Source organism: Stutzerimonas sp. KH-1, from assembly GCF_054483855.1.
This window is the reverse complement of record NZ_CM137011.1, coordinates 426,133-447,496: the sequence shown is the minus strand read 5'-3', so window position 1 is coordinate 447,496 and position 21,364 is coordinate 426,133. Positions and strand designations below refer to the sequence as shown.

The following is a 21,364-nucleotide window of genomic DNA, read 5'->3' as shown; positions in this document are numbered from 1 at the left end:
TATGAGCAGAAAGAGAAAACAAGAAGGCAACCCACTTGGCTTGGTAATCCTCTTGATTGGCTGGCTGGTGTTCGTCTTCACTCTGCTAGCCACTTCCTTTATCTGGGTGGGCTGGCTCATCTCCGAGCTGCTTTACGCCAAGCATCCTCGTGTCCCCGATGAAGCAGACATCCTGCTGAATGCGGAGGAGGAAGACGAGCTGTCCGAAGCTCAGGAACGCATGCTAACAATCGAAAAGCGTCTGCAGCGAATTCAGATAGAAGGCCAGCAACTGCGGCGCCGCAAGGATGGCTTATTTCACGCCGGCAGCGCATTGGGCGCCAGACTGAATACGGAAATCTCTGAGCTGGCCGCCGAACGTAGCGATTGTCAGGCTATTTGTCATGAGCTGTTGCAAGTACCTGTCCAACGCCTACGGCAATGGTCTGCACCCCTTGGCCGTCTGCTTGGCTTTCGCTGGGCCATCTCGACATACGTCGGCTGCTTGGTCTATGGGGTTACCCTGGCTCCCTCCTCTGCCGTCGCATTACATGAAGCCATCCTTCGTAACTTAGGCGAATACCTGCCGGCCCTCTCCCTCCCGCTCTACGGTGCCATGGCGTTGTCCAGCATCGTAGCGGTATGCGCAGGCGGCGCGGCTTACTTGTTTTATAACCGTTTATTCTACAATCACTACGCGGCCCAATTTTAGAGGCATTAGCAGGCCTGCCCTCAGATTAAGCACCGTTGGTGCTGGCTCGCTCGCCGCCGCGAGTGACCAGTGCTCAGGCATTCATGCCGAAACTTGCCGTTTAATGAAGTATTGGTCAAGTTCCTGCAGAGCAGCAGTTGCTTGGACGTCAGGCCTGCTCTTTCAAATCTGATGTAATAATATCTTCTACGCCAGATATCGTTTGCCAACGCACGTTCGACTCTAATTTTATTAATTCTCTGCCGTCCGGAAGCTTGATATAGATACGTCTTCCAGAGAAACGCAAACTACAATCTTTAGCCGAAAACGACTTCTTTTGCCTCTGCTTTCCCCATTTTGTTTTTATCTCAACCCATTCATCCCACTCAACAGACGAAACGTTTAGAGCAGTGTCCGCTTCTTGGCTTTTTGCCTTTGGGCTATTTTTCTTTTTTTGTGCAAGCGTTTTTCCCACTGGAGCGACAACCGTTTCCTTAGCCGTTTGCGAGCAGTTAAGCTCACGCCGCTTCAAATAATCCTCGCAATCGTTTTTACGTTTTACTTTCTCCGCCTCAGCAATTTTCCGAATGCGACAAATCTCGTCAAATAGTGGTTTAAATACATCATCCCACAGCTGCGCTTGCCCATCCCATGGGCCGGCAATTCTCAGCGGGGGGTTATGCTTGTTAACGTTGGCGAGCTTCTTCCTTAGCAACCAACGAGGAGCAAATAAATGGCCATTCATTTCCAACAAAAGACTTGCAGGTACCGTATACGTGTGAGATTTGGCGACCTCAGTGAATTCCATAAAATCACATGAGTCCGGCGCAGCCTTTTCGTAAATGGCCTCAAATCGAACGCGGCGGCTTTTCTCTGTCGATCCTGGCCCAGCCAAATCGACCATGACCAGCGATGAATTGCTAGCCTCGATAGCACTGCACAGCTCCTGAAAAGCCCGACGCACTGACTCCTCATCCTTTAGCGCGCGACGGATGACTCCATCATATGTTTCCTGTTTGGGTAAACGCAGTCCAACAGTTGTAAATGGCAGCACAATTTGCTGCTCAAACTTCCCCCACTGCAACGACAGGCGGGTTTTTACAGCATTCGGTAGACGGTACTCGATGTATTTAGCCCAGTTCATGTAGAGCCCTCAGCAAATTACTACATGTATAAATTCTAAGGATGGTCTGAAGTAGTCACGTATTTCTGGCTGACTTCAGCCCTGCCAATTTTAAAAGCGGCGATTCGTCTAAAAAACGATCGAATCATCCATTTTTTCTGGATTTTTAGCCGCCGCGAGCACCTCGCGCCGGCCATTTCCCACATTACAGGCGCACCTCTCCTGTATTCGCCAGTAAATGTCGGCGCGCCATCCACAGGTTCGACAGGGCGAACAGCGTCACTAACTGCGCCGTGTTCTTCACCAGCCCTCGAAAGCGAACTTTGGTGTAACCAAACTGGCGCTTGATCACCCGAAACGGGTGCTCGACCTTCGCCCGCACCTGCGCCTTGGCCTTCTCGACCTTGCGCTTGGCTTTGTAGAGCGGGCTGCTCTTGCCAAGCTTCTTGTAAGTGCTGCGGCGTGCCGCGACCTGCCAGATCACCGCCCGGCCTTCATGTTCGGAGCGCTTTTCGACGCCCGTGTAGCCGGCATCGGCGCAAACGACGTTTTCGTCGCCGTGCAGTAACTTGTCGACCTGAGTGACATCCGCCACGTTGGCTGGCGTACCGACTACGCTGTGTACCAGACCCGACTCATCATCCACTCCGATGTGGGCCTTCATGCCGAAGTAATATTGGTTACCCTTCTTGGTCTGGTGCATCTCCGGGTCGCGTTTGCCGTCCTTGTTCTTGGTCGAACTCGGCGCATTGATCAGCGTGGCATCGACGATGGTGCCTTGGCGCAGCGACAGGCCGCGATCTCCCAGGTAGCCATTGATCACGCCAAGGATACCGGCCGCCAACTCACGCTTCTCCAGCAGCCGGCGGAAATTGAGGATGGTGGTCTCGTCCGGAATGCGCTCCAGTCTCAACCCGGCGAACTGACGCAGGATGGTGGTCTCGTACAGCGCTTCCTCCATCGCCGGATCGCTGTAGCCGAACCAGTTTTGCATCAGATGTACGCGCAGCATCGCCATCAGCGGATAGGCGGGTCGGCCGCCTTCGCCCTTGGGGTAATACGGCTCGATCAAGGCAATCAAACCCTTCCATGGCACAACCCGATCCATCTCGATCAGGAACAATTCCTTGCGGGTCTGCTTGCGCTTACCGGCGTACTCGGCGTCGGCGAAGGTCATCTGCTTCATCGGAAACTCGGGCGGGTGGAGAGTCTGGGCATTTTGCCAAATCAGGAAGTCTTCTTCAGAGTTTCCCTAACTGCTCTTCCCCGAGATCCTAATCTTACGGTCTCGGTCCGTATTTATATGGTTGCGCCTGTTCCCTCCCAGGCTGATGCCTACTTCCGGCCCCAGTACAATCGTCATTCCCAGATCAGCTCCGGGACCGTGCAGCGATTGTCCAGGGGCTTCTGTTCGTGGGGCGCCTGACTGGGAGCGCTACGCGCTGTTGTTCCCTTCCAGGTAGTGATTTGCGTCACGTTCATTGCTCGACCTACCTACGCAGTCGGCGGATGGTCCATTCTCCTGCTGGCCGGGGATTTGCGGAGTCTCAGCCAACGTAAGATTCATGACTAATCTCGTGTTTGAAGGCGCTCGGGTTATTAACACCGATAGGTGTAGTACTTGTTGTGGGCCAAGCGTGACCCCCTGCGAGGGGTCGCTCAGGACACTCTCGCAAACGGATCAGCACCGCCCCATTTCCAACCGTCAGGCATGTCCCAGGGGGTCGTCCAGCGATTCATGCGTAACAGCTTCATTGCCACGTTGAACGCCTTCTGATGGTGCTGCTCCGAGAGCGAACCATGTCCGATGCTCCAGAGCATCTCGTGCCATGGCCCATCAACCTTAGACTCGTCCAGACGCTCCCTGAGCGCGCGCCGTAGCTTGATAGCGAACCAAGATTCGATCCTGCCGCCGTTCGTGCCCTCCTCGTGCGTAGAAGCCTCCATGGAGCGCTTCACTTGCAAATCGGCCGGCTGATTCAGCTCAACCTGCATCTCGGAGATGGAACACTCGTTAGCGCGAGGCTTGGACCTGGCGCCAACCGACGCCTTGCGTGGCGCTCGAAGCGCGTCACCGGCTCCGATTTGCGTTTTCACCTCGTGCTCTTCATGAAGCGCCTCGTATGCGGGCCTGCGCTTTGCTGGCGCATTCGCCTGAGGAGCTTCAGTCGCCGGCGCATGTGGCGCTTCAGTAGCTGCGGCGCGATTACGAGCGCTCTTCAGCTCATCAACAATGGCATCAGGGATGGTTACCTCAGTGATCGTTACGTCCGAGCGCATAGGGTTATACCGATTGCGGCCCTGTGAGTAACGACGTATCAGCCCGAGGTCGGCCAGTTCGCGGTATGCGCGTTTCACTGTGGACTCGCTCAGCGATAGCTTGGCGGCAACCTTCTCAATCGTGATCTTGGATTTCCAGTCGCCGCTAATCTGTCCCTCACACCAATGCAGGAGAAAAACGTGCTCATGCGCGCGACTAATGTTTAAGCCACACAGGTATTGGAACAAGGGAATCGGGACATTGATATAGTGTTTTTCAGCCGACAACAGATTTCTTATGTCCATACTCTACAATCACTCATTGAATCATTATTAACTATACTGTTAACTATCCGATGAGCACTGCAGGTGTTGAAATACATCCCAGCCACCCCTCGATCCTCGACCAGCAACAGCACAAATAAATAATTTACCTTATCACCCCAACTCAGCAAGACTAAATCTGACGATAAAGTTTCCCTGTCCGAAGCAGACATTGACATTCCGTATAGCTCACTCGTAACGGAGCACCTGGCACAAAAATAAATCGACCGACCAGTAACAAAGCGACAAGAATTCGCCATTTGCGCCCATACGGAACGCGCCCGACTACTGTTGATTTTGCTAAAACCTGGTAGTAAGCACAGTAGCGTGGGGTATTTTTAGCCGTCCCTTTGTGTGTCGCTCAACATTATGAGTACGGGCAGCTTTCACAGCGACGGATATTGGTACATCGAGCCATCCACTGGACACAGCGTATGAAACAGCGCGTGAGAAGATAGGGATAACGTCGGTCCCTCCTCAGAGCTTCAGCGCTAATCCAGATGACGCAATTTCGCTGACCACAGCACTGAAGTGCCCCGCCTAATTGAGTGAAAAATGAAATTAGCCATGTAGATTAAACCCAGGTTCCTGCACCAGCGCGCACCTTTTGCCGCAGAGAGCTCATCGACTCGGTTACCTGGTAACTTCGGTGCCGCTGGCCAGTTAGTAGACCTTGTTTTGTTAGCGGCTCCGCCAAGAGAAAATAGGCAGCAGTTCACTAGGGCGGTTTTTTCCCGTACCTCCATGTCAGGCCGCTCAGTGCTTGTAGCAAATAACTTCACCTACCGCGGTTATCTAAAGCCTGTTTTTTTCCTTATGTCGCTGGACAGTCGTGCCGACAGGTCCGATAGGGTAAAGCCCGTGACATCGATCACTAGGTTGGCGTGGGCATGAAGCTCATCAAGTACGCAATCGCGAAAAACCGGATCTAAGGTTTCCATGTCTTCCACCGTGGCACCGCGAGCATGCAGACGTCGTTGCCGCTCCGTTTCATCGAGCAGCAGTAACACCGTCAGGTCAGGCTGGATCAGGCTTTGAGTCAATGGCTCGATGTCAGCCGTGACACCCCGAGCTTTAGCGTAGGCAAGCGTCGAGGCCCAGTAACGATCCATAAACACCCATTCGCCACCCTCAGCCCTTTTGCGAGCCTGCCGACCTTGGCTGGATACGCTAGCCGCGTAGAACAGTGCTTTGGCCAGCTCGTCATCGGCAAAGGCTTCCATCACAGCCTGGCGACACTCGCGAAGTGACGTTCCTGGCGTACTCATCGCATGCCCATAAAAACATCTTGCCAACTGCTGAACCACTGTGGACTTGCCGACCCCATCCAGCCCCTCGACCACAATAAAACCGCCCACATCAATGCTCCTCAAGTTCCAAAGCAATGCGGGCCATCTCGGCGTGCTCTGTCTCGGAGAAGCTGTCGCTGGCGACCACGATAGGGATGCGCTGGTCGAGGCTTTCCCTAAACCCGTAACGCGCCCTCTGCTCATGGAGCGGTGTGCCGCGTAACAGCATCAGTGGCCAGGCCCGCAGTCGCGGTACCTGATGCTGCAAGCACCAATCCACGCTGGAGCGGAAACTGTCCAGCGTCTGCTTCGGCAAGCCAAAGATCAGGGAAACCTCGAAGTCGATCTGTCGCATGTGCAGCTCCTGAATCCTGTTGCGAACACTCTCCATGTGGTTTGGCCGGTCAATCGCTCGATACTCGGCCTCCACGGTCGTCTGCAGACCGAACTCCAGCGTCACGTCGAGTCCATCGAGCGCATCCAGAAACTCCGGGGTGCACGTCTCGAAACGGCACTGTAACGAGAGCTGAGCTTTTACGCCTGCAGCCTTGATGCTGTTCAAGACCTCGACGGCCCGCGCGGGCTTGGCGTGAAAGATCGGATCCAGCACCGAGATGCGCTGTACGCCCGCAGACGCAAACAGGGCCAGCTCGCGCGCCAGGCGCTGCGCATCGAACCGCTGGTGCGTGAGCCGCTTACCCGGCTCACGGTGCTGGCAGAAGGCACACTTGAAAGGACAGCCGCGCTGGGTTTCCCAGCGTATGCTGGCCTGCGGTTCGACCGTGCCGAGCAGATATGGCGAGGGCAAGGCCAGCAGATCGTGATCCGCGTTGCGGCCCTGATCGAGCGTGCCAGCCACGTGGATGCCGGAGTCATCGAGCAACTCCTCACGAGCCAGCGCCACCATCGCCATCTCACCCTGGCCACGAACGAAATAGTCCGCCTCCGGGTAGGTGATCTCCAGTTGCCCTCTGACCATATAGGAGATCTGTGGACCGCCGAGGACGATCTTCACACCCCTCCCCTTGACCAGGCGGATCAGGCTCTGCACCTCAGCATCGTTCCACACATAGGTACCGAAGCCGACCAAGCAGCCTGGACCAGCCTCGTCGATGGCCTGCAACAGTGCGGCGAACACCTGCTCCAGTGAAAAGTCCGGTCTGTTGACCTGAGCCTCGATGATCCTCCAGGGCACATCTGCCGCCTGCAGGGCAGCAGCGATTGAGCCGATTCCAAGTCCAGTCTTGCCATCCTGCGGACGGCGCCAGTCAAGCGAGACCAGAACGACCGGGATCATGGCATAACCTCCTGCACTGCGTGCTGATATCGCTCGGAGTGACCTCGCAGGCGCTGTCGCACATCACGACGGAAGTTCTGAAAGGCACGCCGGTCGCCCGGCGTGGCAGGCACGATGACCATACCGCAGCCATTGGGTGGGAAAAGCTTGTAATGCCGTCCTTTGGCATAGGTCCAGCCAAGCTGAAGCAGTTCTAGCACGAGCTGGTTGATGTCCTTGTCCTTGCTGAAATACATGGCGGTTCCTCCGTCGCGTGGCGTTGCGCACACGATGCGACAGAGGTGGCTGTCGAAGCCCGACAGGCAGCCGAAAGAAAAATCAGAAAATGCACGATCAGTGCGAGGAGCGCTGCGGCAGCAGCGTAAGCAGGTGCTCGACTATGGTTTTCCGCTGATAGGCGACGGCGACCCACAGGGCATTCTTTTCGCTCAAAGGATGGTCCTCCTCCAGCGAGGCCCAAGGGTCACCACCTACATCGATCATGGCCTTGAGCACCTCCAGATCACCGATCTGGACCGCGAACAGCGTAGGCGTCCAACGATCGCGGTGGTCGTTGAAGCAGGGATAGCGACGATTCGGATCGGCACCCTTAGCCAGCAGCGTCATGACCACTTCACGACGTTCAACAATATTCCGTCTGTAATGCTGCGCTACAGCCTCGAAGATCAGCTTTTTCCACGGATCAGCGAGCATCGCGTGCCAGCCCTGGCGCTGAGCTGACAGCTCGCAATCCAGAATGGCTCCCCCCCTGGCATCGAAGGAGTCTGCCGGGACACGCCCCTCAAGATAAGCGTTCAACTGCGCAGGATCGTGCGTATGGATGCTGTCGTGCAGCAGCGCCATCGCATAAATTAGCGCGCTGGGGGACGTGAAACAGGCGTGTTCGAAATCTGCACCCAGCGCGATCAGCCGCTCGACAACCCCGGCATCCGCCATATTCATGGCGATCTGCAGTGGTGTTTCCCGCTTGGTCGAAGCCGGGCGATTGGCCGTTTCCGGGCTGATGTCCAGTGTCAGCAAGTACTGCAAAATATCCGGATCCTGACGCTCCCAGGCCCGCCGCAGTGCCATGATCAGCGCATTCTCGCCAGACTCGGGAATGCAGATATTCGGATCGCCCCCCGCCTGCACTAGCGTTTTGACATCCTCAAGCTGCCCCCACAACACCGCATCCATCAGGGGCGTATAGCGAACTCGTCCATCGGCTTTCTTGCGCAGCGCGTTCGGATAGGCCAGATCCCTGGGTGATGGTGAGAATGGCTTGTCCATCACCTCGACGCGCATGGCTGGTGGAATGCGCTGCACAGCCTCCTGTGGGGCAAACATCCGCTCGAACTCGAAAGACAACCGGCGCAGTACCTGCTCATCCAATTCCTGCTTCGGCGGGTGGTTCAATCCGAGCAGATAGCATCTATCCCAGTAATGCTTGGCGCGCACCTTGTCGCCCACGCCAACGGCATAACACAGCGCCTCGCGAAGTATCCCATGCTGATGGGGGCCGGCTCGCCACCAGGCCTGCCTGGACGCGGTAGCATACAACTCAAGCGCTTTATCCTTCTCTTCGAGATTGGCTGCGAGCCGGGCCGATAACCACGACCATAGATACTCATGGGCCGCACGCGCCATCGGGGTGCCGCGCTCATACACTGCTCGCAGCCAATCGAGCCGATCACGGATCTGACGCTCATTGCCTCGGGCATCGGTAAACAGCTGATAAAGATCCTCCAGCACAGGAGCGACCTGATTACGCAAAGGCAGGCTATTGCGGTCGGCAGCCTCCCGCTTCAACTGCGCAGGAAGCTGCTGCTCGGACTTCAGCTGCAGTTGGCCGTGCAAATAAAAGTCACGCTTGACGCTGTCGCGCAGCTCCGCCGGCAAGGATTGCAGCGCCACGACCATGACCATCCAGCCCGTGAGGCGCTCCAAGTGCTTCGCCGTCAGGTTACTGTCGGCCAGCAGCGCCCGCACTGTCGCCTGGTAAGGCCACAGCTTCGTACCAATCGACTCGCCCTGCTGCCAACGCTCCAGAGTGCGCTCATCGATATCTAGATGATCGGCAAGTCGCACCAGCAGCTGGGCTTCTTGCAAGCCGCTCTGGCTTGCCGCCATCTGCAGCCAGGCCACGAAAGGCGCCTCCCACCAGGTCTTCACGTCGAGAACTGGGAGTTCACGGCTGGCACGGTTAATGAATCCTGACAATTCCGGTATCACCAGCAGCCGGAACAGAGCCGCGCGGGCGCGTGCCGGAATCATCCCCGAGGTATCGATCTCGCGTGCGAAGGAGCGCAAAAGACCGCTATGCCGATACCAAGCCGACTCGATCAGGTTGCTCCAGTCAGCTCCGCAGTCTGCACGGATGGCTCGTAGCCATTGCGCCAGGCAATCCTGCAGCAGCTCGAAGTTGCTGCCCGGGCGCTTATCGAGGGCCAGATCATCCAGATCCTTGTCGAGTCCCCTGCTATTGAAGCAAGGACGATAACCGGATGCCGTGATCAATACGCGTAGGGCTGCGCCTGGAGTTGAAAAAATTATTTCATGTCTCATTAGACATCCTTGTTATTGAGGCAAACACACCTCGTCACGCAGCACTCCAGCCGCCTGTCTAAACTGAATAGCCAGCAAGTCAGTTCCTCGGCGCGCAGCCCAACTTAGCCCGAAATACAAACAGGCTGGTCTTGGCGGATAACAGGTACGCAGCCAGGCAGATAGAAACGCTTGGTCAGGCAGTCTGTTCTTATTCTAAAACTGCAACTCGTATTGCTGCATTTTACGTTGCGATTGTATCTTTTTCGAAGCGCGCCATTGGACTACCCCCGCTCCGGTAGACATCCCTGGCATATGCGTCTCTCCAAAGAATTCATAGGATCCAAATATTTGGCAAAAAAATCCGAATACCGACTACCTTCCGGCAATAACACAACTATATTTTCTTTAGCCCGAGTCAAACCTGTGTACAGCAGCTCCGGTCCATCTTGCTCGTTCACTATAACGAATACCGTCGGCGATTCGAAACCTTTAAAGCTGTGGAGAGTGGACAGCTTCATTACGCCGCTATTCAGATTAAATCCCTGCTTACGGCTGGAGCTCAACTGCCGCAGCGCTTTATTTTCTTCAGCGCGCCCAAGTTTTTTTCCGCGAACTATCTCGACATCCTCTTTCGATGCAAAGCTTGTAATCGTCCGCTCATGATGCCTAGGCCCTTTCCGGATAAAAAAATCGATCTCCCTCAGAACATCTTCCCTTGATGACACTATAGTGATGTCATTCGGATGAATACCTTCGCGCTTCGCGGTAGCGATAATGACTTCAGCAACTTCAAGCAGCCTATCAGCTGACCAAGTCCCTACGGCGCTGACTCCAATCCCTGGCAGAAAAGCGGTCTGCTGATAAGACTCATCCCCATCAAAAATATATTTTTCTGAGAGAAACTGCTCCTGAAAGGCAACAGACAAACGCAACACCGGAGAATTCTGGTTATATCTGAAACTTTTAGACAAGCGTTGCCAACGTCCAAAACCGGAAATGATGTTTGCCCTTTTCTCCTCATCGACAGCGCGTTCATAGATATTCTGTTTCTCATCCGCAAACAGAACCATCTCGCCCTCTTCGGACAAGAAGTGCTTTCTTATAATCCGCTGCCACTCAGGCTTGTAGTCCTGAGCCTCGTCGATGAGGATGGTTTTGTACCTCTCCGCGACATAGTTATCTAAAACAGCTTCATTTGAATAATAATGCTCTTCAAGGTATGCAGCGGCATCCACCAACCCCTCTGGAATCTTCACATCGATTCCGGCACCACTTAGAGCTGCGCCCATAAACTTGTGGTAGTTGAGAATATGAAAGGCACCCCAGCTGAAGTCTTCGCGGACCTCACTAATTTTGTCTCTGATGAACATGCGAAGCGTCAGGTTGAAGGTGAGTATCAACACGGGCTCGCCATGGCGCTTATGCGCGCTCACCGCACGCTTCGCCAATACGGAGGTTTTGCCCGACCCTGCAACTCCGCATACCTTGGCCCTAGCGCCTTCAACGCTCTCTGATAGCCGCGCCTGCGGCTTTGCGTAGAGGATAGGCTTTCCTTCATTTGCGTAATGAAATGGCGGCTGCAGAAGGCGCATGAGCTCTGCATATACGCCCTCCTCAAATTGAGGATTTTGTTTACCACCTGCGAATACAATTTTCTTCAGTGAGTCTCGCGTAACAGCTAAAGAACCTAAATCGCGCTCTAGCTGCTTTTTCTTGGTGGCAAGGTAGAGCCGCTTCTTCTCATATGGCTCATACTCGACTTTTTGCTCACGATATGACTGTTGGTTGGCGTCCAATTCGTCTCGTAGCTCACATAGCGCAGGCTCATAAAATGCTGAAAGCTGGCTCTTTGTAGCATTGTGAAAATAAACATATACCTTTATCAGGCCATAAAAGGTCTCGCTGGCCATGCTTTTATCGAGTAGGCCATTTGCGTGCACCTCAAAAAGGTTTTTCTTGTAGGAGAATGCCTGAGCAAAAGGCGACCTCAGGAGAGTCTGATTTTTGAGCAGACGCCATTGGTTCTTCGTATCTACACTGTAGCTGGAAAGGTTCCAGTCCTTGACCTCTACAACAATAGCGCCAACCCCTTTTTTGATTATTACGATATCAGGGCGCTCGCCATTGAAGCAAGGCTGAAAGTAGACCTCAGCCTCTGGGTCAAAATTTTCCCTCAGGTAATTAAGTAAAAACAGCTCACCCTCTGTTGGTGGCTGCTTGTAAAGCTTGGCCTTTTCAATGTCGGGAATGATTTTTGCCATACAACACCTTACCTGGCATTTTTATAATTACCCCTATTGTTGGCCACAGGCGTATCTCAAAGCCGTGTGGTTACTCCAGCACAACCGCATCAACAACCTTCAAGCTGTCACGCCCATCAATGAATCGGGCATATAGCTCGTTGACAAATTCTGCATCCATGCAACTCACGTCAGTCTCATGCTCACGCTCACCATGATCTTCTGGTTCAACAAAGCCCCGATCAAAGCGAAGTCCTGCCTTCTGATTAAATAGGTATCGCGCATGGACATCTTGATCTAACTGATCTCCAGCCAAACGACAAATGGTGATTTCAGTTCCGCGCTCAACCCATCCGCCAAGCAAATCTCTATACTCTTGCCATACCAAATCCAAACCGCGCGAGTCCTTGGTGTAGTCCGAGAAAATAATTACCTGAGTAGGCAATGCACCTACTTCCTGACATGCAGTAAACATGGCGCTAAGGACTTTTGTGCACTTTCGCTTGGACTGAAAGTAACGATCCACCAGCACAACGCAATCCGAGGCGGCCATAACATATTTAGCTGCCTGAGCCAACGCATTCGCTGTCCGCTTCACTCGAAAATCCCGACGATTTTCAAACAGATTCTCATGGGCATCATCTAGGCGATGAAATTTTTCTGTGACGATCTGGTTTCGCACCAAGATGGCTGACAACCTATTTAAAACGTCCTCAGCAGCAACGTTGTCCAGCCAATCACCATCGCCATACGGAAGCCCCATCCGCACAAGCCGGTCGCTCTTGATTGTTTGCAATCGCTCCACGACTCGCAACATGTCGAGTTCACCGACACCGTTACGTTTGCAGGCCTCCATCACCATTCGCTCCCACTTACTCGGGTAGCGCGCGATCAAGAGTCCCTTGCTGTAGCCAAATTTCTCCACGGCATAACGAAGGCCTGGCCAGTTATTGATGGCCTCAGGCTCTATGGCAAAAATGTCGTGCATTAGAAAAGCTCCTCGCCACGTTCAGCGAAAAAGCCACTTGGCCAGCGACTGGTGAACTCTCCGTAGCGATCGATCTCGATACGCGTGGCCTTTACCCCGCCTGCTGCCGTGTCGAGGTAGATAATCGACACATCCTCAGGTTTCAGCTGCTTCAGGCCATTGGGCAAATCACCCTCAGTGCTTTCGCGAATACGCCGCAAAATCCGCAGAATCAGATGTTCGCTATGGGTCTCAATCAGGAAGTTGCATTGGCGATTGGCCTGGGTGAGCAAATCACCTATGCCCACCTGAACTCGTGGATGCACATGCAGCTCTGGCTGCTCGCAGGTCACAAGCCCCTGGCGCGCCACTACAGCCGCCACAATCAGCGGAAACAGCTGTGAAATCCCCACACCAACCTCGGAGAAGGCTACCTCGCACTGCCGCGCGTCATCCCAAAGCGCCCATTGATTGCGCACCTGATCAATAACGGCACCCTTGGGGGCAGCGCTATCAGGCGCTAGCTCCTGCAGAAGCGCTTTCAGCTTCTCCATGTCTATAGGTGCTTTCTGCTCTGACGGATTGCCTTCCTCATCAGCACCGCTGAAGCTGATTTCAAGCTTATCGCCATGCGCATCGAGCATGGCGCGCAACTCGCCCAGACTGTCGTCACCACCGGAATACACCACCTTGCTCACCACCGACTTTGCACGCAGTGAATAGCCTAGGCCGAGATGCCCCATCCACTGGTTAATCTCGGCCAGCAAGGCGGGCGCTTTGTGCTGGCGGCTGAGCGAGCTGACCACATCCCAGGCAGCCGCGCCGCTGTACCAGTCTTTCTGCTCAGGGTAAGGATTAGGCTGGCGCAAGGCATCGGGCACCATGCGCAGCGGGCCGATGCACAGACTCTGATTAAGCAGTGCCAGCAGGTTATCCAACGGAGCTACCAACACATCCGAGAGAATTTCATGCAGCCGTGTGGTGATACGCGGGTCGTCGTGTTCGACGGTGGTTTCCAATCGCTTGCCCAGCAGCGGTAAGGCGCCAGCAAAGCCTTTAAAACCCAGCTCGGCATGGGCAAATGTCATTTCAGGCAAATGCCAGGAATCGCGGCGGCTGACCTGCTGGGTGGGACGCTGAGCGTTTAATAGCTCATGGAAGAAGCTTACAAAGCCTTCGGCTTCGCGCTCCGGAGCTTCGTCCAAATCAAGTTCGGCCAGCAAAGCGGGATGCTGGTAATTGAGCCACGCCAGCACCGGCTGCTTCATCCCCGCATCGCTGCTCAGTTCAGCGATCAGGGTATTGTCCAGCCACAGCTTGTAGCAGGCCACATAGGCGGTTTCGGCTGATTTAGACCAGGCGATATGCAACTCCACAGCAAAGCGAGCTGCGTCGGCGGTTGGGCTGTCGACAGTGAGGCAAAAGTCCTCGTTGATAAGCTCATACAGCTGGTTGTAGCTGGCCCCGATGCTGCCGGCCTTATCAACCTGCAGCTTGATGACAATGCGCTTATTCAGATCACCACCATTCACCAGGCTGGCAAAGCCACCGATGTGTTTTTCACCCAACACATCAATGCGCTGCGGGTCGCAGTGGCCTTTGGCGAGGATTTGCTGCAGATAGAACAGCGCCTGAAGCACCGAGCTCTTGCCGACGCTATTAGGCCCAAACATCAAGGTTACCGGCGCCAGCGGGATGGCTTGGGTGACCTGAAAGGAGCGAAAATTTGTAAGGGCGATTTCCGTAATGCGCATGGCTTGTATGCTCTAGCTCGGCAGAGGCCGGCAAATGGCTTTCATGTAATTGTTGATGGCGATGGCTCAACCGCTAAATAGCGCTCAAGATGCCTCTACTCGGCACGTGGAAAGAGAAAACCGCTTTCGGCTGGGTCGCACACCATTTTGAGTTCACACGACCAACGCCAGCAGGTTCTCGACCAGCTCTTTCAGCTCCGAGCGCTGCTCAGCGCCCTCTTGGTACATCGAACGCTGAAGAATTTGTTCAGCGGTCATGTGCGGCCAGAGCTTGTCGATCAGATCGTCGCCCTTGATACCCACCGCTTTGCCGATGATTTTCTTAGCGTCGCAGGTGTCGGTGAAATTCACCCTAACCCCGGTTCGCGCATCAATCATGTCAGGGCACAGGTAGTTCTCGATTTCCCGTTTGCGCGTCGAGTAGAAGGGGCGCCCGCGTGCTTCGACTTCCTGTTTGCGCTTTGCGATTGAAGCGACCTGCTCCGGGCTGCCACCGATGTCGGAATCCAGGAACACGCACCAGGGCAGCCCGAGGTCATCGGCGAGATTGAGGGTGACCCAGTGCTTCACGCTGCCACAGCCGCCAATCAGAATCGGAACAATGCCGGCATCCTCAAGACTGGACGGGAGATGTCCGCCAGCCTTCAGGGTATTAGCCGCATGACGGAGGAAGGTGACGTCTGATTTGCCTTCTACCAGCACAACGCCTTTCGCCCGCTCCATCCCCGTTTCGGGGAGCACGCCCAGACTCTCGGCAGCCTCCTTGAGCACATCGTCGTTGGGCATCCTGACGATGGGGATGCCGTTCTCATCCTTGGTGACGTAGCGGATGCCATCGATGGGCATCAAGCCGGCCAGGGCGGGGACGTGGGTGGTGACGATGATTTGCCGGTTGGGTTGGTTGGAAAGCTCCAGCAACGCCTTCATCAGCATCATCTGGTAGTTCGGGTGCTGGGAGGTCTCCGGCTCTTCAATGGCGTAAATCACATTGCGCGGGGTGCCCACTACCGCCTTCTCCGCCTCGGCGCGGAAGAAGTTGAGCAGGATCAGGCGACGTACGCCGCTGCCGCGCTTGTTGATTGGGATACCGTTCTCACCGTCCAGGGTGAAGTTGAAACTCCACTTGGGCTTTTCCTTGAAGCGCGGGGTCAGCTCATTGGCCAGCTCGGGAGCCATTTCCCGCAGCTTGTCGAGGGTACGCTCAGCGACATCCAGCACACTGGCCTCGATCTGCTGCTCCAACGCGCTGATTTCATTCTGCAGCGCAGCCTGCGCTTCCTTGACCGCTTGCTGCAGCGGGTTTTTGGCCTCGGCGTCGCCATCACTGCTCTCGCGATCCGCCTTGAACAGGGCGAAGGTAGGCAACTGGGCCTCGATCTTTTCCCAGATGGATTTGCTATCTGTCGAAAGTCCTTTGCTGACGTCGAGCAGCGTCTCCTTACAGGCAATGGGCTGAGCCGCATCACGAATAGCCTGCCGCCACTGGGAAGCAACACGCTTGTCTGCTACCTGCTCGGCAACGCCTTGCTGCTCACCAAGCTTTCTCAGGTCGGCCATCTTCAGGCTCAGCAACCCAGCCAGCGTTTCATCCGTAGGATGCTGGCAGCGAATGGCCGTGCGCTCCAGCTTGCCAGTACTGGCCTTAAAGGTTTTGACGATCTCCAGCGCACCCTCGGCGTTGAGCAGGTATTCCTGCGCCAAGGACGTCTGGGCATTTTCATCCAGCACCAGCGCCTCAGGCAGATCATCAAACTCACAGGCAATCTCGAACTGCTCAGCGCCCTCAGCCAGGCTGAAGCAGTTCATATCGCTCTTGTCGGCCTTGACGTCGCCGCACTCGAAGAAGATGGCCAGTGCTTCGAGGATGGTCGACTTGCCATAGTCATTGCGACCGACAATGCCAGTCATGGCTTCGTCGATGGAAATAACAGTGGTGGCGCGGTAGCCGCGGAAATGAGTGAGTTTGACGGACCTGAGGCGCATGGGAACTTCCTTATTTACAACTGGCCTGAAAATGCACTCTGACTAAGAGATTCAAACAATTTTAAATTCGAGAAAATCGAGTTAATTTCCATATATTTTTGCACTTTCCTTAGAGCACCAAGAAAGGCCAGCTGCAAGTCCATCGGCGGAGTTAACATCTGCAAATCACGAACATCTGCAAGGCTAATATTTGCCCTTGCCGCGTCCACGGCGCTCCCCAACAAAACCCTTTGCATTGAAGGCATGAGCAGCTGATAAAGCGCCATCTCTGGCAACAGCCGATAGGAATCAAGCGTAGTAACCGAAACAGCCTGATTAATATTTGCAGGCATTCCATCTAGCTTGGCCAGGCAAGCTCGGCCTACCGACGCACCAACAAGATTTATTAAGAGATCATTTTCTTGAACCTGCGAACGTTTTAACTTCTGGTGAAACTCCAAAGGAATAAATTTTATTCTCTCGTCTAGCGAACCCCATAAGACATTCTCGCTAGTAATAAATCTAACGCCCTCACTACCATATTCAAACCCCTGCCACTTAGGAGACTCGCCCTTCGTTATGCGAGTAGATAGTTGCTCCAATCTACGTACTTCCCACCCCTTCGGATTGGTCACCGGGTCGCCGAACATGTCCAGAAACACGGCGCGGAGGAAATCATCGGCGAGCTGGATGGCTTGCTGGCGTTTGCGGCGGATGGCGTCGGCCTTGTCGAGGATGGCCGCGATGCGCTTTTGTTCGGGCAAGGGTGGGAGGGGGATTTCAATCGCTCGAATCCCCTTTACCGATAAGTGCTTTACTGTAACTGCAGGCGTTTCAGCATGAATCTTGTCCAGCGCTTTTGGCAGGAAATGATACAAGTACCGCTGATCCAAACTTTCGCCTTTAGCAGTAACCTTACAAACTCGTTGATTTAACAGTGCCTGCCCGCCATTCCATCGCGCACGATTAAAGTCACCATCCATCCCGATAAGCAAGTCACCATCAGACAATAGAAAATCACTCGAATACTCTCCAGAGTAGTAAGTATCAGAAACTCCTGGCACAACATCCCGAATACGAACCAAGGGCAACCCTTCCCCCCTGTCATTAAAGTTCTCGGACTTGAATGCGAAGCCAGAAAGGATATCCACATGATTATCCAGCTTAGCTAGAGGCCAACTCACAGCATCCCCTCCAGCTCATCCAGATCCGCCATGATTTCCTGCTCCAGCCCTTTGAGCCGCTGCAGAATCACCTTCGGGTCTTCGTACTGCTCCTGCTGGTACTCCACTTCCTTGTAGCGGTTGATGGAGAGGTCGTACTTGTTGGTGGCGATATCCTCAGCCGGCACAACAAAGGCCTTTTTGCGCTTGTCGCCGAACAGGGTGTTAATGGTGCTGGCGCTGATATTGCCCTCGACCATCTGCCGGTACTTATGCCACTGGGCGATAGCATCGGGCAGGTCGTTGCTGCCCTCGCCTTTCAGCTCGGTGCGCTTGTCGTCCAGCGAGTAGCCGTCGGCCTGCAGGTCGTAGAACCACACACGTTCGGTAGTACCGCCCTTGGTGAAAATCAGGATGGCGGTGCTGACCCCAGCGTAGGGTTTGAACACGCCGCTGGGCAGGCTGACGATGCCTTCCAGCTGGTTGTTGTCGAGCAGCTCCTGGCGCAGTTGCTGGTGGGCCTTGGATGAGCCAAACAGCACGCCGTCCGGCACGATCACGGCGGCGCGGCCACCGAGCTTGAGCGAGCGGAGGATATGAGCGACGAACAGCAGTTCGGTCTTCTTGGTTTTCACCAGGCCAAGCACATCGGGGTTGGTGTTGGTTTCGTCCAGACTGCCTTTGAACGGCGGGTTGGCCAGCACCACGTCGAAGAAGTCCTGTTCCTGACGTGGGTAGTGCTCCTTGATGGATTTGCTCAGGGAGTCCTGGTAGCGGATGTTCGCGCCGTTCACGCCGTGCAGCATCATGTTCATGCTGGAGACGCGCAGCATGGTGGTGTCGAAGTCGAAGCCCCAGAACATCTGGCTGTTGATGTGCTGGCGGTAGGGTTCGAGCAGGTCACCGGAGTAATGCAGGTTGCCGTCTTCGTCGGTGAAGGTGCCCGCTTCGCTGGAATGCACGCGGTTGAGGTATTCCATGGTGCGGGCGAGAAAGCCGGCAGTGCCGCAGGACGGGTCGCAAATGACTTCGTTCGGCTGCGGGGCGATCAGCTCGATCATCGCGTCGATGATATGGCGCGGCGTACGGAACTGGCCATTGATGCCGGCGGTGGTGAGCTTGCTCAGCAGGTATTCGTAAATATCGCCCTTCACGTCGCTCTGGGTCAGCGGCAGGTCGTTGACCATCTCCACGGCAGAGGTGAGCACGGACTCGTTCTTGATCTCCAGATCGGCGTCCTGCATGTATTCGCCGATGTGTCCCAGCCCCTCCAGAGCGCTGCCCTCCTCGCCCAGGCCATCGACCGCATCGGACTTTTTTCCCAGCTTCGCAAAGTAGGGGTAGACGTTTTGCTTCAGGTGCTTGTGCAGCTCCCGCCCGCTCATGTTGCGGAAGTTCTTCCACCGCAGCAGTTGACCTTCCGGCGTATTGGGAAACAGACGGTCGAAGGGCTTGCCGGTGCGGTTGGCTTTGCGCTCGGCCACGTCTTCCTGCATGTCGAGCATGCGGGCGAACATCAGGTAGCTGATCTGCTCGATCACGGTCAGCGGGTTGGTTATGCCCCCCGTCCAGAACTTTTCCCAGAGCTTGTCGATATCGTTGCGGATTTTGCCGGTGAGCATCAGAAGAACTCGAATTCGTGTTTAGGGGTGGTTTCTGTGTGAGAGGGCTGCTCGCCTTCATGTCCGTCGCCGGGTAGTTGCAGCAGGCTCTCGTTTAGCTCAGCCGATTCGTCGAGGGCTTCGACGATCAGCGATAGTCGCTCGTTCTGGAAATCAACATGGACAGGCTCCAACGCAGGCAGGGTCTTGCTGACTTTGGCTGACAGCTGGCTGAAGCGATCAACCTTGCCGTATAGCCCCTGTTGACCCGCCAATGCTGTTATCGCGCTGTTGTAGTGATTGCTCGCCGTATTCAGCGTGCCGCCCAGCTTGCCGATGCGCTCAGCCACAAGGCAGACCTGGTTGTAGATCTCGCCAGCCTTCTCGCTGATTTCACGCGCCTCGGCGTTGCTGCGCTCAATCATCCACAGGTTGGAAACGGTGCGCAGGATAGGAATCAGGGTGGTGTGCGAAACCAACACGATGCCTTTCTTGTAGCCGTACTCGAACAGGTCCTTGTTGTGCTTCATAGCCTCGATATACGCAGGCTCAATGGGCATGAACATCAGTACGAAGTTGGGGCTGCGCATGCCGATAAGATTGGTGTAATCCTTGGAGGCGAGGTCGTCGATGTGCTTACGTACGGCCTTGACGTGCTCGATCATAGCCATCTGATAGGCCTCTGGCGTTTCAGCACTGACCGCGCGGTCATAGGCATTCAGCGACACCTTGCTGTCGATGATGATGTACTTACCGTCAGGAATCTTGATCAGGTAATCGGTCTGTTTGCTCTTACCCTCAGCGTCCTTAAAGGAGCTCTGCACCTCGAAGTGGGCTTCTTCGATCAAGCCGCTCATTTCCAGCGTTCTGCGCAGCTGGGCTTCACCCCAAGCGCCGCGCTGCTGCGAGTCGCCCTTGAGTGCGGAGGCCAGGTTATTGGCCTCCTTGCTCATCTGCAGGCCGATCTCCAGCACCTTTTTGATTTCACCATTGAGGCTGGTGTTGCCCTGTAGGGACGCGTCATGCACGTCGTTGATGCGTTTCTGGAAGCCCTCGATCTGCTCACGGAAAGGCTTGAGCATGCCGTCGATACTGGCCTGACTGGTGGTGGTGAAGGTTTTGCCCTTCTCCTCGAAAATCTTGTTGGCCAGGTTCTCAAATTCTTGAGTGAGCGATTTCTTGGTATCAGACAGTTGCGCCATCTGTTCCTGGAAGTGCTCTTCGCGCTGGCTCAGGGTGGTTTTTAGCTCGGTATGATCCGCGTTGAGCTGGTGCAGGCGTTCCTGAAGCTCGCTGAAAGACTGCACCTGCTTGGCCAGCGTTTGCTTGGCTTCAGCCAGCTGCTCGCGTACTTCGCGCTCGGCGGTTTCCAGAGCCTTGGCCCGAGTGCCCTCGCTGGCAAGCTCGTCCTTTAGGCGGTCGCGCTCAGCATTCAGCTGATCACAGGTGAGCTGGGTCTTGGCGAGTCGATCATTGAGATCGGCCACTAATTCCTCACGCTTTTCCAAGGCAGTCTTCAGCTCTGCATGGGCATTGCTAAGCGGCTCATAACGGCTCTGTAGCTCGGCGCGTGACTGCATCTGCTCAGCCAGTTTTTGCTTGGTCTCGGCGAGTTGTTCACGGGTTTCACGCACTTCTGATGCGGCCACCTGGGAACTGGCATCTAGGCTGGCCAGGTCATTCTTGAGACTGTCACGCTCGCCTTGCAGCGAGGTGATGGTGGCTTGCGCCGTAGTCAGACGATCACGCAGTTCGGTGACTTGCTCGTGCAGCGATCGGCTATCGGCTTGCGCGGTTTCGAGGCGCTTGGCGGTTTCGTGATGCTGCCGATTGGCGTCCTCAAGTTTTAGATTTTGGGCTGCCTTTGCGTCCTTGCTCTCCTGCAGCTCGTGGTTCAGTCGCGTCACGTTATCGAAAGCCGCCTGCAGTTTGGCCTTCAGTGTGCTTTCTGCGACTTGAAGCTCCTGACTGCGTGCTTCTGCAGCCTTGAGTTGCTCACTCAGCGCCGTGCTGGAGGCCATTGCTGAGGCCTGCCCCTGTTGTGCCTGCTCAAGCTGTGCGGTCAGCGTGCCGATCTGTCGGCCCTGCCGAAGGGTGGCGATGAAGTAGCCGATCACAAGACTGGCTAAGGCGAGTACCGCGCTGATCGTGATGATTTCAGTCGTCCATTGGCTGGCTTGCATGATCAC

15 protein-coding genes are annotated in these 21,364 nt (G+C 55.1%); 1 reads left to right on the top strand and 14 read right to left on the bottom strand.

What is annotated here, in order from left to right:
* Position 1: 1 nt before the first annotated feature.
* Positions 2-691: a hypothetical protein gene (locus tag ACX1DW_RS02245; RefSeq protein WP_458992681.1), complete on the top strand. Its 690-nt coding sequence runs from the start codon at positions 2-4 to the stop codon at positions 689-691.
* Positions 692-839: 148 nt separating this feature from the next.
* On the opposite strand, the gene ACX1DW_RS02240 is transcribed toward ACX1DW_RS02245, so the two are convergent.
* The 14 genes from ACX1DW_RS02240 to ACX1DW_RS02175 form a co-directional block, all read right to left on the bottom strand.
* Positions 840-1,814, bottom strand: coding sequence for a hypothetical protein (locus ACX1DW_RS02240; protein ID WP_458992680.1), 975 nt, complete (start codon positions 1,812-1,814; stop codon positions 840-842).
* A gap of 184 nt (positions 1,815-1,998) precedes the next feature.
* Entirely contained in the window at positions 1,999-2,979 is a 981-nt protein-coding gene (locus ACX1DW_RS02235) for an IS5-like element ISAch1 family transposase (protein WP_014819624.1), read from the bottom strand.
* A gap of 473 nt (positions 2,980-3,452) precedes the next feature.
* Positions 3,453-4,340: a hypothetical protein gene (locus ACX1DW_RS02230; RefSeq protein ID WP_312722881.1), complete on the bottom strand. Its 888-nt coding sequence runs from the start codon at positions 4,338-4,340 to the stop codon at positions 3,453-3,455.
* Positions 4,341-5,167: 827 nt separating this feature from the next.
* Entirely contained in the window at positions 5,168-5,734 is a 567-nt protein-coding gene (locus ACX1DW_RS02225; RefSeq protein ID WP_458992679.1) for a dTMP kinase, read from the bottom strand.
* A 1-nt stretch (position 5,735) separates the two neighbouring features.
* Positions 5,736-6,962 (bottom strand): B12-binding domain-containing radical SAM protein, encoded by a 1,227-nt coding sequence (locus ACX1DW_RS02220; protein ID WP_458992678.1) that lies wholly within the window; start codon positions 6,960-6,962, stop codon positions 5,736-5,738.
* Positions 6,959-7,198: a hypothetical protein gene (locus tag ACX1DW_RS02215; protein ID WP_458992677.1), complete on the bottom strand. Its 240-nt coding sequence runs from the start codon at positions 7,196-7,198 to the stop codon at positions 6,959-6,961. Before ACX1DW_RS02215 ends, ACX1DW_RS02220 begins: the two co-directional genes overlap by 4 nt.
* Positions 7,199-7,295: 97 nt before the next feature.
* Positions 7,296-9,506 (bottom strand): ankyrin repeat domain-containing protein, encoded by a 2,211-nt coding sequence (locus tag ACX1DW_RS02210; protein WP_312722885.1) that lies wholly within the window; start codon positions 9,504-9,506, stop codon positions 7,296-7,298.
* Between the two features lie 263 nt (positions 9,507-9,769).
* Positions 9,770-11,749, bottom strand: coding sequence for a nuclease-related domain-containing DEAD/DEAH box helicase (locus ACX1DW_RS02205; RefSeq protein ID WP_312722886.1), 1,980 nt, complete (start codon positions 11,747-11,749; stop codon positions 9,770-9,772).
* A gap of 70 nt (positions 11,750-11,819) precedes the next feature.
* Positions 11,820-12,716 (bottom strand): hypothetical protein, encoded by an 897-nt coding sequence (locus ACX1DW_RS02200; protein WP_458992676.1) that lies wholly within the window; start codon positions 12,714-12,716, stop codon positions 11,820-11,822.
* On the bottom strand, positions 12,716-14,449 hold the full coding sequence (locus tag ACX1DW_RS02195; RefSeq protein ID WP_458992675.1) for a DUF3696 domain-containing protein: 1,734 nt from the start codon (positions 14,447-14,449) through the stop codon (positions 12,716-12,718). Before ACX1DW_RS02195 ends, ACX1DW_RS02200 begins: the two co-directional genes overlap by 1 nt.
* Before the next feature lie 153 nt (positions 14,450-14,602).
* Complete coding sequence (locus ACX1DW_RS02190; protein WP_458992674.1) at positions 14,603-16,432, bottom strand: AAA family ATPase; 1,830 nt, start codon at positions 16,430-16,432, stop codon at positions 14,603-14,605.
* Positions 16,433-16,446: 14 nt separating this feature from the next.
* A complete protein-coding gene (locus ACX1DW_RS02185; protein ID WP_458992673.1) occupies positions 16,447-17,595 on the bottom strand; it encodes a restriction endonuclease subunit S in 1,149 nt (382 codons plus the stop codon).
* Positions 17,592-19,196 carry a type I restriction-modification system subunit M gene (locus tag ACX1DW_RS02180; RefSeq protein WP_458992672.1) on the bottom strand — a complete coding sequence of 535 codons (1,605 nt, stop codon included), beginning with the start codon at positions 19,194-19,196 and terminating at the stop codon, positions 17,592-17,594. Before ACX1DW_RS02180 ends, ACX1DW_RS02185 begins: the two co-directional genes overlap by 4 nt.
* Positions 19,196-21,358: a DNA recombination protein RmuC gene (locus ACX1DW_RS02175; protein WP_458992671.1), complete on the bottom strand. Its 2,163-nt coding sequence runs from the start codon at positions 21,356-21,358 to the stop codon at positions 19,196-19,198. Before ACX1DW_RS02175 ends, ACX1DW_RS02180 begins: the two co-directional genes overlap by 1 nt.
* Between the last annotated feature and the right edge of the window lie 6 nt (positions 21,359-21,364).

Coding starts and splice junctions, on each gene's coding strand:
- ACX1DW_RS02245 (WP_458992681.1), top strand. CDS start 2: ATGAGCAGAAAGAGAAAACAAGAAGGCAACCCACTTGGCTTGGTAATC.
- ACX1DW_RS02240 (WP_458992680.1), bottom strand. CDS start 1,814: ATGAACTGGGCTAAATACATCGAGTACCGTCTACCGAATGCTGTAAAA.
- ACX1DW_RS02235 (WP_014819624.1), bottom strand. CDS start 2,979: ATGAAGCAGATGACCTTCGCCGACGCCGAGTACGCCGGTAAGCGCAAG.
- ACX1DW_RS02220 (WP_458992678.1), bottom strand. CDS start 6,962: ATGATCCCGGTCGTTCTGGTCTCGCTTGACTGGCGCCGTCCGCAGGAT.
- ACX1DW_RS02215 (WP_458992677.1), bottom strand. CDS start 7,198: ATGTATTTCAGCAAGGACAAGGACATCAACCAGCTCGTGCTAGAACTG.
- ACX1DW_RS02210 (WP_312722885.1), bottom strand. CDS start 9,506: ATGAGACATGAAATAATTTTTTCAACTCCAGGCGCAGCCCTACGCGTA.
- ACX1DW_RS02205 (WP_312722886.1), bottom strand. CDS start 11,749: ATGGCAAAAATCATTCCCGACATTGAAAAGGCCAAGCTTTACAAGCAG.
- ACX1DW_RS02200 (WP_458992676.1), bottom strand. CDS start 12,716: ATGCACGACATTTTTGCCATAGAGCCTGAGGCCATCAATAACTGGCCA.
- ACX1DW_RS02195 (WP_458992675.1), bottom strand. CDS start 14,449: ATGCGCATTACGGAAATCGCCCTTACAAATTTTCGCTCCTTTCAGGTC.
- ACX1DW_RS02190 (WP_458992674.1), bottom strand. CDS start 16,432: ATGCGCCTCAGGTCCGTCAAACTCACTCATTTCCGCGGCTACCGCGCC.
- ACX1DW_RS02180 (WP_458992672.1), bottom strand. CDS start 19,196: ATGCTCACCGGCAAAATCCGCAACGATATCGACAAGCTCTGGGAAAAG.
- ACX1DW_RS02175 (WP_458992671.1), bottom strand. CDS start 21,358: ATGCAAGCCAGCCAATGGACGACTGAAATCATCACGATCAGCGCGGTA.